General features: G+C 63.9%; 17 protein-coding genes. 10 read left to right on the top strand and 7 right to left on the bottom strand.

Translation table 11 applies throughout. From position 1 onward, the window contains the following. Positions 1–34: 34 nt before the first annotated feature. The 4 genes from BDK88_RS13610 to BDK88_RS13595 all read left to right on the top strand — a co-directional run bounded on the left by BDK88_RS13610 (position 35) and on the right by BDK88_RS13595 (position 2,802). Positions 35–301, top strand: coding sequence for a YgaP family membrane protein (locus BDK88_RS13610; protein WP_130500897.1), 267 nt, complete (start codon positions 35–37; stop codon positions 299–301). Between the two features lie 214 nt (positions 302–515). Further along, the gene (locus BDK88_RS13605) at positions 516–1,445 is read left to right on the top strand and encodes a sulfide-dependent adenosine diphosphate thiazole synthase (protein WP_130500896.1); all 930 of its coding nucleotides are present in this window, start codon (positions 516–518) and stop codon (positions 1,443–1,445) included. An 18-nt stretch (positions 1,446–1,463) separates the two neighbouring features. Beyond that, the gene (locus tag BDK88_RS13600; RefSeq protein WP_130500895.1) at positions 1,464–2,228 is read left to right on the top strand and encodes a DUF7001 family protein; all 765 of its coding nucleotides are present in this window, start codon (positions 1,464–1,466) and stop codon (positions 2,226–2,228) included. A gap of 163 nt (positions 2,229–2,391) precedes the next feature. Further along, positions 2,392–2,802 carry an acyl-CoA thioesterase gene (locus BDK88_RS13595; RefSeq protein ID WP_130500894.1) on the top strand — a complete coding sequence of 137 codons (411 nt, stop codon included), beginning with the start codon at positions 2,392–2,394 and terminating at the stop codon, positions 2,800–2,802. Positions 2,803–2,816: 14 nt separating this feature from the next. Here the strand turns inward: BDK88_RS13595 and BDK88_RS13590 are convergent, their stop codons facing one another. The 5 genes from BDK88_RS13590 to leuS all read right to left on the bottom strand — a co-directional run bounded on the left by BDK88_RS13590 (position 2,817) and on the right by leuS (position 8,363). Continuing rightward, positions 2,817–3,491 carry a class I SAM-dependent methyltransferase gene (locus BDK88_RS13590; protein WP_130500893.1) on the bottom strand — a complete coding sequence of 225 codons (675 nt, stop codon included), beginning with the start codon at positions 3,489–3,491 and terminating at the stop codon, positions 2,817–2,819. Positions 3,492–3,500: 9 nt separating this feature from the next. Beyond that, positions 3,501–4,400, bottom strand: coding sequence for a thiamine-phosphate synthase family protein (locus BDK88_RS13585; RefSeq protein ID WP_130500892.1), 900 nt, complete (start codon positions 4,398–4,400; stop codon positions 3,501–3,503). A gap of 75 nt (positions 4,401–4,475) precedes the next feature. Then, a complete protein-coding gene (locus BDK88_RS13580; RefSeq protein ID WP_008009850.1) occupies positions 4,476–5,078 on the bottom strand; it encodes a DUF420 domain-containing protein in 603 nt (200 codons plus the stop codon). A 160-nt stretch (positions 5,079–5,238) separates the two neighbouring features. Continuing rightward, positions 5,239–5,532, bottom strand: a complete 294-nt coding sequence (locus BDK88_RS13575; RefSeq protein WP_130500891.1) for a HalOD1 output domain-containing protein — start codon at positions 5,530–5,532, stop codon at positions 5,239–5,241. A 161-nt stretch (positions 5,533–5,693) separates the two neighbouring features. After that, positions 5,694–8,363, bottom strand: a complete 2,670-nt coding sequence (gene leuS / locus BDK88_RS13570) for a leucine--tRNA ligase (protein ID WP_130500890.1) — start codon at positions 8,361–8,363, stop codon at positions 5,694–5,696. Positions 8,364–8,578: 215 nt separating this feature from the next. On the opposite strand from leuS, the gene BDK88_RS13565 reads away from it, so the two are divergent. The 6 genes from BDK88_RS13565 to BDK88_RS13540 all read left to right on the top strand — a co-directional run bounded on the left by BDK88_RS13565 (position 8,579) and on the right by BDK88_RS13540 (position 13,038). Then, the gene (locus tag BDK88_RS13565) at positions 8,579–9,055 is read left to right on the top strand and encodes a hypothetical protein (RefSeq protein WP_130500889.1); all 477 of its coding nucleotides are present in this window, start codon (positions 8,579–8,581) and stop codon (positions 9,053–9,055) included. 180 nt (positions 9,056–9,235) lie between these two features. Continuing rightward, positions 9,236–10,213, top strand: coding sequence for an SDR family oxidoreductase (locus BDK88_RS13560; protein ID WP_130500888.1), 978 nt, complete (start codon positions 9,236–9,238; stop codon positions 10,211–10,213). A gap of 158 nt (positions 10,214–10,371) precedes the next feature. Next, complete coding sequence (locus BDK88_RS13555) at positions 10,372–10,617, top strand: hypothetical protein (RefSeq protein WP_092929053.1); 246 nt, start codon at positions 10,372–10,374, stop codon at positions 10,615–10,617. A 58-nt stretch (positions 10,618–10,675) separates the two neighbouring features. Next, complete coding sequence (locus BDK88_RS13550) at positions 10,676–12,304, top strand: SLC13 family permease (RefSeq protein WP_130500887.1); 1,629 nt, start codon at positions 10,676–10,678, stop codon at positions 12,302–12,304. 43 nt (positions 12,305–12,347) lie between these two features. Further along, positions 12,348–12,545 (top strand): hypothetical protein, encoded by a 198-nt coding sequence (locus tag BDK88_RS13545; protein WP_130500886.1) that lies wholly within the window; start codon positions 12,348–12,350, stop codon positions 12,543–12,545. 76 nt (positions 12,546–12,621) lie between these two features. Then, positions 12,622–13,038: a cupredoxin domain-containing protein gene (locus BDK88_RS13540; RefSeq protein ID WP_165396968.1), complete on the top strand. Its 417-nt coding sequence runs from the start codon at positions 12,622–12,624 to the stop codon at positions 13,036–13,038. Between the two features lie 265 nt (positions 13,039–13,303). Here the strand turns inward: BDK88_RS13540 and BDK88_RS13535 are convergent, their stop codons facing one another. Together BDK88_RS13535 and BDK88_RS13530 are read right to left on the bottom strand one after the other, a co-directional pair. After that, on the bottom strand, positions 13,304–14,740 hold the full coding sequence (locus BDK88_RS13535) for a heme o synthase (RefSeq protein ID WP_130500884.1): 1,437 nt from the start codon (positions 14,738–14,740) through the stop codon (positions 13,304–13,306). 193 nt (positions 14,741–14,933) lie between these two features. Further along, positions 14,934–15,221, bottom strand: a complete 288-nt coding sequence (locus BDK88_RS13530; protein ID WP_008009831.1) for a DUF7111 family protein — start codon at positions 15,219–15,221, stop codon at positions 14,934–14,936. Positions 15,222–15,319: the final 98 nt, after the last annotated feature.

Here is a 15,319-nt window from a genome sequence, read left to right as displayed (position 1 = left end):
CTACACCGCGTGTAAACGCGGAGTGAGATACATCATGGAGAAAAACGTAGGCGGATTCGATCGTACCTGGCGGCTCGTCGGCGGCGCACTTCTAGCGATTATCGGTCTGGCCGCGCTGGTCGGTGTCGTTTCGATCGGCACCATCGTGCCGGCCCTGCTGATCGTCCTCGGTGTCGTGTTTTTCGCCACCGGCGTCCTTCAGAAATGCGTCCTCAACCGGGTGGTTGGACTCGACACCTACCGCGGTGAGGAGACGGAGACCGACCGGATGGACGAGGTGTCCGCGGACCGGCCCAGCTAACCGTCAACGCATACGGTCTGCTATCCCGGTTTCTCGGTGCAACCCCAGGTCGGTCGCGGGTGCATCGGTACTGACGGACAGGAGTCCGTATCAAGCAGTCGATCAGCCGAAATCGAGCGACGACAATTCTTTTGTGTGTGATTCTCACACCAAATCGTCTTTCAAGCAATAGCTACGACAGTTTTATTACCACTAAATCATACCACCTAGTTGTATGAGCGAATTCGAGCAGTTCAGTCAGGTCGGTGAAGCGGACGTCACGCGCGCAATCGGACAGGAGTGGACCGAGGAGTTCATGGACTTCTCGGACTCGGACGTCATCATCGTCGGCGGCGGCCCCTCGGGGCTGACCGCTGCGAAGGAACTCTCCGAGCGCGGTGTCCAGACGATGGTCGTCGAGAAGAACAACTACCTCGGCGGCGGTTTCTGGCTCGGCGGCTTCCTGATGAACAAGGTGACGGTACGCGATCCCGCCCAACAGATCCTCGAGGACCTCGAGGTGGATTACAAACAGGCCCAAGACAGCGAGGGACTCTACGTCGCGAACGGGCCCGAGGCCTGTTCGGGCCTGATCAAGGCCGCCTGCGACGCAGGCGCGAAGATGCAGAACATGACCGAGTTTACGGACATCGTCATCCGCGAGGACCACAAAGTCTCGGGGATCGTGATGAACTGGACGCCGGTCCACGCGCTGCCTCGCGAGATCACCTGCGTCGACCCGATCGCCGTCGAGGCCGACTTAGTTATCGACGCGACCGGCCACGACGCGATGGCGGTCACGAAACTCGACGAGCGCGGCGTCCTCGACGCGCCCGGCATTCAGGACGCCCGCGAGCGCGGCCAAGTCATGGACCAGACCGAAGACGACACCTATGGCGCACCCGGCCACGACTCGCCCGGTCACGACTCGATGTGGGTCGGCAAAAGCGAGGACGCCGTCGTCGAACACACCGGTCTCGTCCACGACGGCCTCATCGCGACCGGGATGGCAACCGCGACGACCTACGGCCTCCCGCGGATGGGACCGACCTTCGGTGCCATGCTCGTTTCGGGTAAGCGCGCCGCACAGGTCGCCTTAGACGAACTCGAGGTCGACGCAGAACCCGTCGAGTTGACCTCGCGAGCCGCACCGGCCGACGACTAACCACACTTCCCCCACCCGATGGTCGAACAAGTCATCTGCTATCGCGCCCCGACGACCGTCGCCGACGTCGACGCGATCGCCGACTGGCTGCGAGCACGGATCGACGCCGACGTAGCTGTGCGCGACCGCTTCCTCGAGGCCCACCGCACCGAGGACCTCGCCGAGCGGTTCGCCGAGGCGCGCGTCACCGCGCCGTACGACCGCAAGACGGGCAACACGATGCTCGGGACGATCCGCTACGAAGAACGTGCCCTCGAGCACCCCGAACGCGAGGGCGGCGTCCTCTACGACGGGGTCCAGATCCAGCGGGCACTCAACGCCGCGCTCCCCGCCGCAGAACGGGGGCTCGAGACGCTGCACATCCCGATCCTCGATCGGGCCATCGGGACGTGGGGCGACCACGACGGCCGCTGGCACAAGCGCGTGATCGTCCTCGGCCAGCCGGCGCTGGTGTCGGTGCCCGGGCTCTACGAGGCCCCCGCAAAGCCCGAGGCGTACTACAAGGAAAAGCAGCGCCACGCCCTGCTGTCAGGTGATGCGCCGCCGCGAGAGGTCCTCGAGAACCAAGTCGAGGGCGACTTTCTGGTCGCAGACGACCCGCGGACGACCGATGCGCTGTGTGGGTACGTTCTGGCGGCGTACCACTACCTCGAGACCGGCGAGGCGTTTTGCGACCGAGAGGGCTGTCGGCTGTTCAACGCCCACTCCCACGAGGACCTGATCGACGCCCAGTTGCGCGAGCCCGCCTTCTGCAGCGAGCACGCACGGCTGTACGCGGAGTGAGACGGTCTGCTGTCCCGATTTACCGGTGCAACCGCAGGACGGGTCGCAGTTGCACCGGAAACGACTGACAGCAGACCGTATGAAAGGAGTCCCTATGCGGAGTCTCGGGGGCGTTTCCGGGACCGGTGCGTATTTTCGTCGCAGTCGCGTTCGAACCTGTATAATGACCGAGGAGTTCACCGTCGAGATTCCGGTCCAGTATCGCGATCTCGACCCCCAAGGGCACGTCAACAACGCCGTCTACGCGAGCTACCTCGAGACCGCTCGTGTCGACTATCTGGAGGACGTACTCGACGTTGCAGCAGAAGACATCTCGTTCGTCGTCGCGACCCTCGAGATCGAATTCAAGCACCCGATCACGAAGGATGACGATCCAACAGTCGCACTCTGGATAGCCAACCTCGGCGAGTCCAGTTGCACCATGGAATACGAGATCCGCGTCGATGGGACGGTCGCCGCGACCGCCGACACGACGATGGTCCACATCGATCCCGACACGGGACGACCGTCGCTGCTTCCTGACGAGGTTCGAGCGCGAATGGAGCCGTTGGAAAACGTCGATCCGTCAGGGTGACGATCTCAGGACGGTCACCCGAGCAGGCCGCCGGTCAGGCGGACGACGCCGAAGACGTGTGTTTCGTCCGCGACGGCGACCGCTCGCTCGCGGAGCCGGGTATGTGCAGCGTCGATCTTTTGCTCGAGCCGACGAGCCGGATCGTCCTCGTAGCGAAGCTGTGTCGTCGGCGGCGTCGAGAGGACGACGATTGCCCGAAAGACGGCGTTGACCGGCGGGGCGTACCACTCCCGGCTCGGGGCAGCGTTCGCGAGCACGACGGTCCCGTCGGGACCAACGAGGTCACACCAGTCGTCGACCGCACCGGCTGGCTCTGCGAGCATCCCCACGACGAACGTCGCGAGCACGGCATCGATCTCGTCCGGCGCGTCGGCCGCGAGCGGTGGTTGCGTCGCGTCGCCCTGTAAGACGTGGACGTTGTCATAGTCCGCAGTCGCTACTCGTGCCCGCTCGAGGACGGGCCGGGTGAAATCGATCCCGATCACGGTTCCCTCGGGGCCGACCTGTTCGCGAAGAAACGGAAGGTTCGCCCCCGTGCCACAGCCCATTTCGACGACGGTATCGCCGGGCTCGAGCCGGCAGGCGGCGGCCGCTCGCCGGCGGAGCTGTGCGATCCCGGGCGTGCGGCGTGCGATCAGATCGTAGAGTCGTGCCCAACGACCGTAGAACGCCTGTGATTCCGTCGCCATCGTGGGGGCTTAGACCAGCGATCGGACCGTGTCTGCGACCGACTCCGCGTCGGTACCGAGTACGTAGATCAGTGGTTCGATCCCCATCCCGCCGGTCTGGTAGAGCACCGTCGCTTCGGGTTCGTCTTCGATCGCCGCGCCGACGCTCGAGGCGACGTCGTCGGATTCGTCGAACTCGGCGGCGACGTGGCCCTGTGCGGCCAGTTCGTCGATCAGTTCTGGATCGTAGGTGATGTTGATCCCCGCCGACACGTCCGCGCCGTGGCGACGTGCGGCCAGCAACACGCTTGCAACGTGTTCTGAGACGCCGAACTCGGGGTCTGCTGGGACGGTCGCTCGCCCTTTTACGTCGAAGATTCGACCCGGCACGCCCGCAACGTCGTCGACGTCGTCGGCGTCGGGCGTGCAGGCGACGAGGTTCGCGCCGACCGCAGGGATGAGCGCGGTAAAGCCACTCGCCGTCTCGAGGATGCGCAGCCCACGCCGGAGCGACGAGAGCACCCGCTCGCTGGTCCGCAGATCGCTTTCAGGGTCGTGGACGCGAAAGCTCGAGCCGTGGTCGGCTAGCTCCGGGACGGCCTCCTCGTGGAGCTGGGCAAGCAGGTCGCCGCCAGCCTCGAGTTCGCGGATCAGCACCTCGAGTTCGATCAGGGCTTGGACGGGGGAGATCTCTTCGGCGGCCAGGCCGGTCCCGAGTTGCTCGACGAGGTCTTGGACGCGGTCGTCGGTGGCGATGCGATCGTTGACGGTCACGTCGCCGTGGGCGTACTTCGAGACGGCGCTCTGGCTAATCCCGAGGACGTCAGCGACCTCGCTCTGGGTGAAGCCCCGATCGCGCAGATCGCCGGCCAGCAGCGACCGGACGGTTGGGAGAAACTCGTCCACGACGATTTCTTCGACGAATTGCATTCGTTGCTCGACGGTACGGGCGGCTGACGTGAGAAGTTGTTGGTCTACTGGGACGCAGCTCCCAGCCGGAGCCGCTCAGACGAGCGGGACGAGCAGCGCCGCGAACTCGTAGTCGAAGATGTGGTTGAGCATCGCGTAGGTGACGACGCCGAGAACTAGACTCAGGATCCACGCGCCGGCAGCGATCCGGCCGATCTTCGCGTGGGGCGTTTGTCTGAGTTCGGCGGGCGTATGGCTCAGTCCCAGAACCAGCGCATAAAGGACGACCGGCACCGAAATGATCGAGAGGATGATGTGGATCGCCAGCATGACGAGGTAGGCGTAGTAGACGCCCTGGTGGCCGACGAACTCTTTCGTGCCGCCGCCGCCGACCTTGAGCAGATAGACGACCAGGAACCCAAGGATCAACACGAAGCCGCTGACCATCGCCAAGCGGTGTTTCTCGACCTCGCCTTTGCGGATCCAGTACCAGCCCAGTGTCAACACCACCGTCGCGGTCGTGTTGATGACCGCGATCACGTGCGAGAGGAGATTGACCTGTGCGTTCGTCAGGTCGGGATAGATCGGCACATCGAGCAGGAACGTTCCGAGGACCAGCGCGTAGCCGACGATCGTCAGGAGGACCGTGACACCTAGCGGCTGCTCCCGAAGATGCCGTCTCGCATCAGCAGTTGCCATTATCGACCGTTAGGAGCACCGCCGTATCATGCTTGCTGTTCGCTTCGAATTCGATCGAGATCGATGGTGCTGTGGCTTCGGGTCTCGAGTCGCCGTGGCATACGAGCTGCTGTCACTGGATTTCGGCGCACCTGCCGGCACCAACTGACTGGAACGCGTCTCAGTCCGCTAGGTCGGTCGATTCCTCGAGCGTCACCGTTCCATCGTAGCCGACAGTGACGTGGTAGCCACAGAACGGGAACGAGACCGTTCCGCCCGGTCTGGTCGCACCGTTCGACCGCTCGGCAAAGAGCTCGTCGAGCGCTGCCGGGTCGATGACTGCATGAAGCGGTTCGTACTGCGGCGGTGCGAGGTCGACCGACTCGATCCCTTCCGCGTCGGCGACTGTTTCGATCACCGCCTGACTCGGCGGTTTCGCTGGCTGTGCGTCGCTGCGATCGCCACCCTCCACCATCGTATTCGGGCCTTCCAAACCTGATGGAATAAAACTGTCTTTCGAGATGTGGCCTCGTCACCGGGTATCGATATCGACTGTCACAGCCACGAATCCGCGGCATTGGAGCCGTTCGAACGCAAACGAGGGGCTACAAGTTGTCGTGAGAGAGCCAGCGACGGCTACTCGATGTAGATCGCCGGTTTGCCGGGTCGTGCTTTCGCCGCCAGTTCGTCGTCGGCGTCGGCCCGGCGGACGGTGACGGTCGCCCCGAACTCGTCTGTGACGAGCCAGGTCGCGTGCTCGAGGACCTCGAGTTCGCGGGCAGGGCCGAGCAACTGGCCGGACTCCGCGCCGTCCTCGCGGCCGACCAGTTGCCCGACGAACGCACCGACGGTCTCGCGGTCGGCGTCGACATCGTCGGCTGCGAGCACCTGCTCGATGATGGTGTCGGTATCGCCGTCAGGGGCCCCCTCATCGACCAGTTCGGCGGCCCGGTACTTCCATTCGCGAGCGCAAACCAGTTCGATGCGCTCGGGCTCGTCGATCGCGGCGACATCGACGATGTCTCGGACATCCTCGAGCGTACGTTCGACCAGCTGGCGCTCGAGCTGGTAGGCCGATCGATCGCCTGCGGGCTCGGGCCAGTCGGCTTCGACGACCAGCCCGTCGCCCCGGAGTTTGTTCCAGAGTTCTTCCCCGAGGTGGGGGGCCATCGGAGCGATCAGCGCGGCCAGCGTCAGCAGACCGCGTCGGTAGACCTCGTCGTGTGGCCGGTCGTACGCGCGGTAACGCCGGAGCAGGCGTGCGAGTTCCTGGATCTCGGTTGCGGCGCGGTGGAACCGGAACCGCTCGTATTCTTCAGTGACCGCGGCGATCGTCCGGTCGATCTCCCGGTCGACGTACGCGTCGTGATCGCGGCGTTCGACGCGGGTGTCGCCCTCCTCGACGAAGTCGGTCGCCATCCCATAGAGCGTCTGCTGGAGGTCGTAGGCCCCGCGGACGTTGTTGGCGGTCCACTCGAAGTCCTGTTCGGGGTGGGCCGCCGAGAGGACGAACAGCCGCGTCGTCTCCGCGCCGTACTCCTCGGGTGCGACGACGTTGCCCTTCGAACTGGACATCTTCTCGCCGTCGTACAGCACCGTCCCCTGACTCCGGAGTTCCTCGATCGGTTCGCGGTGCTCGAGCAAGCCCAGATCGGCCAGCGCCTTCGTGAAAAAGCGCGTATAGAGCAGGTGGAGGATGGCGTGTTCCTCGCCGCCGACGTAGACGTCGACGGGGAGCCACTCGTTGGCGCGATCGGTGTCGAACGGCGCGTCCGCAAGCTGCGGTGAGAGGAATCGCAGGAAGTACCACGAGGAGTCGACGAAGGTGTCCATCGTGTCCGTCTCGCGCTCAGCAGAGCCGCTACACTCCGGGCACGTCGTCGCCTTCCACTCCTCGGCGGCGTCCAGTGGGTTCCCCGTGGTCCGGACGAACTCGGGGAGTTCGACCGGGAGTTCCTCTTCGGGAACCATCACCGGCCCGCAGTCATCGCAGTGGACGACCGGAATCGGCGTCCCCCAGTAGCGCTGGCGGGAGATCAGCCAGTCGCGCAGCCGGTAGGTGACGTCTTCGGAGAGCGCGTCGTGGTCTTCGACGAGTTGCCCGCGGGCCGCCACGCTGTCGAGGCCGTCGTACTCGCCGCTTCCCTCGAGGGTGCCCTCGCCGGTGTAGGGTTCCGTTTCGTCGCGTTCACTGTCATTACTGTCACCTTCGGGGACGATCACGCGCTCGATCGGCAGGTCATGCTCGAGCGCGAAGGCGTGATCGCGCTCGTTGTGGCCGGGCACGCCCATCACGGCCCCAGTGCCGACGTCTTCTAGGACGTAGCCGGCGACGTAGACGGGGAGTTCGTCGCCGGTCAGCGGATTGATGGCGGTCGCGTCGGTTTCGATACCCGCAAAGCCGACCTCGTCGGGGGCCTGTTCGCGGACGGTCTCGACGTAGTCGGCGACCGCGTCGTCCGCCTCGGCCAGCGTCCGCGCCAGGTCGTGACCCGGCGAGACCGCGAGATAGGTCGCGCCGTGGATCGTCTCCGGACGAGTACTGAACACGTCGACGACGTCGGCGCTCTCGTCGCCTGCGTCATGGGACACCTCGAACGTGATCCGCGTGCCCTCCTGACGGCCGATCCAGTTACGCTGAATCTCGCGGACGCCGTCAGGCCAGCCCTCGAGGTCGTCGAGACCCTCGTATAGCTCTTCGGCGTAGTCGGTGATCGTAAAGAACCACTGGTCGAGTTCCCGGCGGCCGACGGGAGTCTCACAGCGCCAGCAGACGCGGGTGCCGTCGCGCTCTTCGACCTGTGCGTCGGCTAACACCGTCTCACAGTCGGGACACCAGTTGACCGTCGCCGCTTCGTAGTCGACGAGCCCGTCTTCGTAGAACTGCTCGAACAGCCACTGGTTCCACCGATAGTAGTCGGGCTCACAGGTGGTGATCTCCCGAGACCAGTCGTAGCCAAAGCCCATCGTCTCGAGTTCCTCGCGCATGCGCCGGATACACGCCTGCGTCCAGGATTCGGGGTCGGTCTTGCGCTCGAACGCGGCGTTCTCGGCGGGGAGGCCAAAGGCGTCCCAGCCCATCGGGTGGAGGACATCGTCGCCCTGCATCCGGCGATACCGCGCGTAGGCGTCCGTAATCGCGTAGTTGCGGATATGCCCCATGTGGAGCGTCCCCGACGTGTAGGGAAACATTCCGAGGACGTAGGTCGGATCCTCGGCGTCGGAATCGAGCGCGTAGACGTCGTCACGCTCCCAGACGTACTGCCAGAACTCCTGTACCTGCGCGTGATCGTAATGACTCGTCATTATCGGGAGATCCGTTGCGTGTCACTCGGTGGGCCGGCTATATCATTGTTCGGCCGTGGACGACGGTCTTGCCGAGCGTCATGGCCAGCGTTGGCTGCGTCGACCGCCCGCTCGAGCGGTTCGACGCCAGTCGAACGGAGTGGCGAATCCAGTGCCTATGGAACTGTGGGCTGGACGTAACAAAGCGAGTTGATCGTCTCCCCTCGAGTAATCGAATGTCCCGCTCCCGTGACGATCGTCCATCGACGGTCACATTTTTCGCCATCATCGTGGCCGCAGCACTCGTATTTAGTGCGCTTGCAGTCCTGTTCGCACCGGAACTGACGACCAACGAGCTGACGACGTCCGGAGTCGACTCGGATGAGGTGAATGCGACAGACGACCGCGAGCACGTCGATGAGCCCGAACCGGCGACGGCCACGAGCGATCCGACCGACGATAGTGTCGATAGCGGTTCTGATGACGAACCCGGAGAGGCTGCCCAGTCAGCCGACAGTGGTCGTGACGACGGTGTCGATACTGATGACGATGAAAATGGCGACGCCATCGAGATCGTCGACCGGACGCTCGAGGAAGCCGGTATCACTGACGATGTCGACGACTCGGACGACCGCGAGCGCGGTCCGCCCGTCGGTGCCGGGCCGCCCGACGATGCAGGCCCCCCTGACGACTTCGACCCGTTCGATGACTGAGACGGGCTGCTGGAAGTCGGTTCTGGCGCATCGGCACGACGGTTCGCGGGACCTGTCGGAACTGACGGCCACTCAGCGGATGTGCCGTCCGCTCGATGCCGCGAAACGTCTCGTATTTCGTGACACTCTCCGGACGCGACTGACGGGACGCCCTTTACTCATGATAGCATAACACATCACATGACTTCGACCGCACTCGTCACCGGCTGTTCGTCGGGCATCGGCTACGAAACGGCTCGCGCATTGCTGGCCGATGGGTGGGACGTCTACGCGACCGCGCGAGACCGCGACCGGGACAGCCTCGAGAACCTGGCCGACCGCGGTGTCGAGCCCGTCGCGCTCGATCTGACCGAGCCCGCGGACGTCGAACGTGTCGTCGGTCGTATCCGCGAGGAGGCCGGCGGCGTCGACTGTCTGGTCAACAACGCGGGCTACGGCCAGTTCGGCCCGGTCGAAGACGTACCGACGGACGTCCTCGAGCGGCAGTTCGCCGTCCACTGTTTCGGCCCGCATCGGTTGATACGGGCGGTCCTGCCGGGTATGCGCGAACGCGGTCGTGGCCGGATCATCAACGTCACCAGCGCTGCCGATCGCCTCGCGCTGGCCGGCATCGGCGGCTATAACGCATCGAAATGGGCCCTGGCAGGGCTAAGCGACGCGCTCCGACAGGAACTGGTCGGGTCGGACGTCGAGGTCGTCGTCGTCCAGCCCGGCCTCGTCGCGACGCCGTTTTACGATCGCGCCCTGCGGGAACTCGACGCGGCCGCGACGGCCACGCGATCGCCGTCGTCCACGGACGAGGACGTGACAATCGGGGCTGCAGACGCCGACGTGACCGTCGTTAGACCGACGCAGTATACCGATCTCTACCGCGTGCTCCAGCAAGTTCGCGCCGTCGAGGGCGGTGGTCGCCTTATCAACGACCCCGAAGACGTCGCCGAGACGATTCTGACGGCCGCGACGGTTCCCGATCCAGAGACCCACTACCGCGTCGGTCCACTTCCCCTGCTTGGCTCGCTGTACGGAACGCTCGTGCCGGCGACACTCCGAGACCAGCTGACGAAACTCGGGATTCGGCTAGCCGCGAGCGAACCCGTCCTCGAGTTGCTCGAGCGACGGACGCCCGAGGCGGGAACCGAGCCGTATCCACGACGGTGACGGTTACGTTTGCGCGGCCGTCCCGCGTGGAACCTCGCGGCCGCCGCTGTCGGCGATGTATGCCGCCAGTCCTGCGGCAACGAGCAGGTTGCGGAGCGACCGGTTTTCCTGACGTGGGTTCCAACAGACACTTCTATGCTTTCTCTGTCGGATTATGCATGGGTGCTTCGGACCTGTATGATCCGGATGGGATCACTCCACTCGCGTGGCGACTGCTCCGCGTCGCTGCCGGATACGAGCAGCGGGCGGTCGAACGGGAGATAGACGAACTCATGCAGGCACACGTCTCGATGCTCGAGAGCGGAAATCGATCGCTGTCTCGAGCGCGACGAAAGACGCTGTTGGATCTCTACAGCACCGAACTCACCGACGAGCAGGTACGGGCGATCGTCGATCACTTCTAGTGACAGGTTCACGAATAGAAGGGCTTAAGATCAATAATGATAATTCCCGCCTGTATCAATGATACACGGACTGTTGGGTGGATCAAACAAGAGATTAGTACAATTTCTCCTTGCGGGGATTGGGATGGTGGCGATCGCAGCGGCACCAACGCCGGCTGGCCTCTCGGTCGCGGGCCAGTACGCGATCGCGACCATGTTCTTCGCCGGCTTCCTCTGGGTGACCGGAACGCTTCCGCTGGCGGTCACCGCATTGACGATTCCTGTCTTGCTGACTGGCACTGGCATCTACAACTCCATGGACACCGCACTCGCGGGGTTCGCAGATCACATCGTCTTCCTGTTCCTCGCGGGCTTTATGCTTGCAAACGGGATTCAAAAGTACGATATCGACCGGCGGATCGCGCTATATACCATCGCCAAGATGGGCAGCTCGCCGCGACGGCTGGTTCTCGCGATCATGATCGTGACCGCCGTGTTGTCGATGTGGGTTTCGAACACCGCGACGGCCGCGATGATGACACCCATCGCAGTCGGGATTCTCACGCAGGTGCTCGATCGCGACGATCTTGCATCGTCGAACGAACCAGTACCCGACGCTGACGCAGCCGACGCGGCCGAGACGGCCACCGATGGTGGGGCCGTCGGCTCGACGGCCGACTTCACGAACATCCAGATCTCGATGTTGCTGGGGACTGCCTACGCAGCGAGCGTCGGCGGCGTCGGGACGATCATCGGCACGCCGCCGAACGCGATCCTCGTCGGTCAGCTCAACGCCATTCTGGACTACGAGATCGGGTTCGCCGAGTGGTTCCTCGTCGGCTTCCCGGTCGTCGTCGTGACGCTCCCGCTAGTGTGGTTCCTCCTGACGTACGTGCTGTACCCACCACAGATTCCACAGGTCGACCAGGCTCGAGCCATCGCTCGCGAACAGCTCGAGGCAGAAGGCGAACTCGACCCGCGTGGTAAGCGCGTGGCGATGATCTTCGCCGCGACGGCCGGTCTCTGGATGCTCGGCGGCCTCGGTAAAGTCTTCGAGCCGTTCCTCTCGAATGCTTGGATGACGACGCTGTTCGGCGGCGATAAAATGACCGTCCTCGGCGTCGAGGGCCATCAAGGCCTGCTCTACTACGTGATGGTCGGCGTCGCTGCGGTGCCGGCGCTTGTCTTGGCTGATACGATGGAGTGGGACGAACTGGTCGACATCGACTGGGGCACGCTACTACTGTTCGGTGGCGGCATCTCGCTTGCGAACGCGCTGGCGGACACGGGCGCGACGGAATGGATCGCCGAGACGGTGTTCAGCGGACTCGTCGGCGCACCCATCGTCCTCGTCATCGGCGCGGTCGTCCTGCTGGTCATCTTCCTGACCGAGATGACATCGAACTCCGCGACGACCAGCATCATCGTTCCCATCCTGATCAGTCTGGGTAGCGTCTTCTCGGCGACGCTCGGGCTGACCGACTTCTCGACCGCACTCTTCCTCTCAGTCTCCGGGGCGATCGCCGCGAGCTTCGCGTTCGCGCTTCCGGTCGCGACACCGCCGAACGCCATCGTATTCGGCAGCGGCTACATCAAACAGCGTCACATGCTCCGGACAGGACTCATCCTGAACGCGATTATGACCGTCATCCTGACGGGAATTATCTGGCTGCTGTTTACGTTCGTCTGGCCACATCTGCTGTGGTAAACGACGACTGAGCTTCATACACAGTCGTTTCTGCTGACTCGTGGTGGTTTCGAGCAGCCACCGTGGCTTCGGTGTCTTCTCGGCGGAGCAACTGTCAGCCTCGGTCGGCGCTCGCTTCGGTCGTCGTTGTGAGAACCAGCGGACGGTACGCCAGTCGATCGCCTCGAGGGATAACAGCGCGCTCGCCCGGACCACGAGAGTTCGACCGGACTGGCGGACGCTCGACACCTGTCAGGGATAGCGACAGCGGATCGGAACAGTCGGCCAAAGCGATCGCTCCGAACAGCTATTGTATCGAAATACGCATGGTAACATGTATGAACCGTCGAACAGTTCTCACAGCGACAGGAGGGATGTCGACGTTGTTCGTAACGGGCTGTCTGGGTGGGAGCGATCCGGTTGGCGAAGAGACCACTGACGTGTCGATGGTCGATGAGCAGTTCGATCCACGGAACGTCCACGCCGACACGGATGCGACGATCACGTGGACTAACGAGGACGAGACGCGCCATACGGTCACTGCAGCCTCGGACAACTGGGAGAAAGACAGCGAGGTTCCTGGCGGCGCGGAGACGACCCACACGTTCGGGGAAAGCGGGGTGTACGATGTCTATTGCAGCGTCCACGGCGACGCCGACCTGTCGGGGATGAGTATGAAGGTGAGCATCGGTGATGGTACCATCGAGAACCCACTCGACGATGGCAGCGACGCTGATGGGGGTGGCTACTACTGATACTGCCGGACAGACCGACGTGACACCGGTCACGAATTCGCGGCCGTCCCCGCAGGGTGCCGGCCGCATACATGCGACCGGCTTCGTATTGACTGTTGTCCAGTAGTATGAGATTGGGTCCCGCCTGTCTCGAGTGGCTCCGCGACGCAGTCATCGCTTTTGCCCTGCGTTTCACTCACGAACCGAGCGACGACGGGAGTAACTCGAGAGCGTACAGGCGAGCGAATATGGTTGAAATGCACCGCAGAAGTGTCGGTACCCGTGCTCAGAACGCCATCGCGTCTACCAGAACTGCGACCAGCACGGCTCCGAGGAACGCGTTCGAGGCGTGGAACGAGCGAAACGCCGCGGCCTCGGTCTGTTCGAAGTGCAGGCGAACGGCGGCCCAGAGGAAGATTCCCCCGAAGAGGACGACCGTCCCGGCGTACAGCATGCCGAGGTTGGTAATCCAGGTCAGTGCGATTGCGCTCGCGAGCGTCGCGGCGATGTAGTAGAGGATGTGTTTTCGAGTGACGGTCTCCCCGCGAACGACCGGCATCATCGGGAAGCCACCGCGGGCGTAGTCGTCCTTGTAGGCCAGCGCGAGGTTGTAGAAGTGCGCCGGCGTCCAGAGGAAGATCAGGCCCGCGAGTGCCAGTCCCGGCATACCGATCTCGTTGGTGACCGCAGCCCAGCCGATGAGCGCGGGCAACGCTCCCGCAGCGCCGCCGATGACCGTGTTCTGAACCGTGTTCGGCTTGAGCATGAGGGTGTAGACGACGCTGTAAAACAGGATCGCAGCGAGGCCAAGCGCCGCGGCCAGTCGGTTGATCGTCAGGAACAACGCAAGCGACGCGACGGTCAACGCAAATCCGAACGCGAGCGCGTTTCGAACCGGAATCAGATCGACCGCAAGCGGCCGTTCTGCCGTCCGCGACATCTGCTGGTCGACGTCGCGCTCGAGGACGTGATTGAAGGTGCCACTCGCACCGATCGACAAGACGCCGCCGCCGAGCGTCGCAAGGATGGTCGAGAGGGTGAGGTCGGAACCGACGGAACCGGCAGCCAGCGCCATGCCGGCGGCGGCGACGAGACAGAGCAGCCACATCAGGCGCGGCTTCGTCATGCGGAAGTACGCGATCGCAGTGAGCCGGGCGCGGGACAGTCGGCTCGAGGGGATGGTCCGTTCGGTTGCGGTCGGAACTTCCTCCTCGAGTTCCTCGAGCGGTTCCGGCGACTCGATCGCGTCGTCGTCGCTGCCGGTCGCAAGCTCGAGGTCCCAGGCGAGCGCGAGGACGATCGCCGAGAAGATCACGAGCCCGAGTGCGAGGTGGAGTCCGGGAACGATCGCGGCGGGGCCGACCGTCGCAGTGACGGCACCGACGCCGATCTGGACGACGTAGAGGAGCCCACCGACCACGAGGATCGACCGGACACGGCTCGAGACGTCGCCGAGGATTGCAGCGATTGCCGTCGTGGCGACGAGCAGGCCGACGACGGCGGCCGTCAGCCGGTGGGCCCACGCGATCGCGAGTTCGGTTTGGCTTAGCGGGTCGACCGGCGCGTGGCAGGTCGGCCACGTCGAACACGACGCGGTCGCGTTCGTCAGCGAGGTCGTCGCGCCGACGATCAACAGCAAGTAAACGCCCAGTGCAGTCACTGAGAGCAGCGCTGAAAAGCGTCGTCGCGTACTGATCGGACGGGGGAACGACTCTGTTGCCACGGCTATTCTCGTCTACATCGTTTGACTCCTGATATTTATGGCTCCCGCTTTTGCCGCTTTCATCCGCCCCCCTCGCATTTCGACTAGTTTTTTCCGCTTTCAGCCGATCGGCTCGTGGCACAACCGTGAGCGAATCCGGCAAGCGAGTCGACTCCAAGGCGGCGACACCGGCCGCTGTGGTCGTCGTCCGACGCTACATTCCCATGTCCGCGGCCGCGTCCGGAATCGGGAGGTCGTGTGGCGAGACGGCCAGCAACTCTCCGACGTGGTCGAGTGCCATATCGAACCCGTAGTAGCGCTCGAGTTCGTCGCCATCGGCGGCTGGCCGCACTTTCAACATCGCGTATCCCTCGCGGTTCTGTGCGATCGCTGCCGTAGTGCCCGTTTCGTGCTCGAACGTCAGGAGTCGTTCCGTCTCGGTTTCCTCGTAGGTGGCCGTAATGCCGTTTGCATCGGCCGTCCGCTCGTCGGCGTCGGTCATGAACGAACATCACGAGGCAACCACCGGGTATCTATCGGTTCTCGTCTGACATGCCTCGCTGAGACCAACACAGGAAGCCGATCTTCTGCCCCTGACCG

It is taken from the genome of Natrinema hispanicum (genome assembly GCF_004217335.1).
In the GTDB taxonomy this organism is placed as follows: domain Archaea; phylum Halobacteriota; class Halobacteria; order Halobacteriales; family Natrialbaceae; genus Natrinema; species Natrinema hispanicum.
Note: the sequence above shows the minus strand (reverse complement) of the source record. Positions and strands in the feature narration are given on the sequence as shown.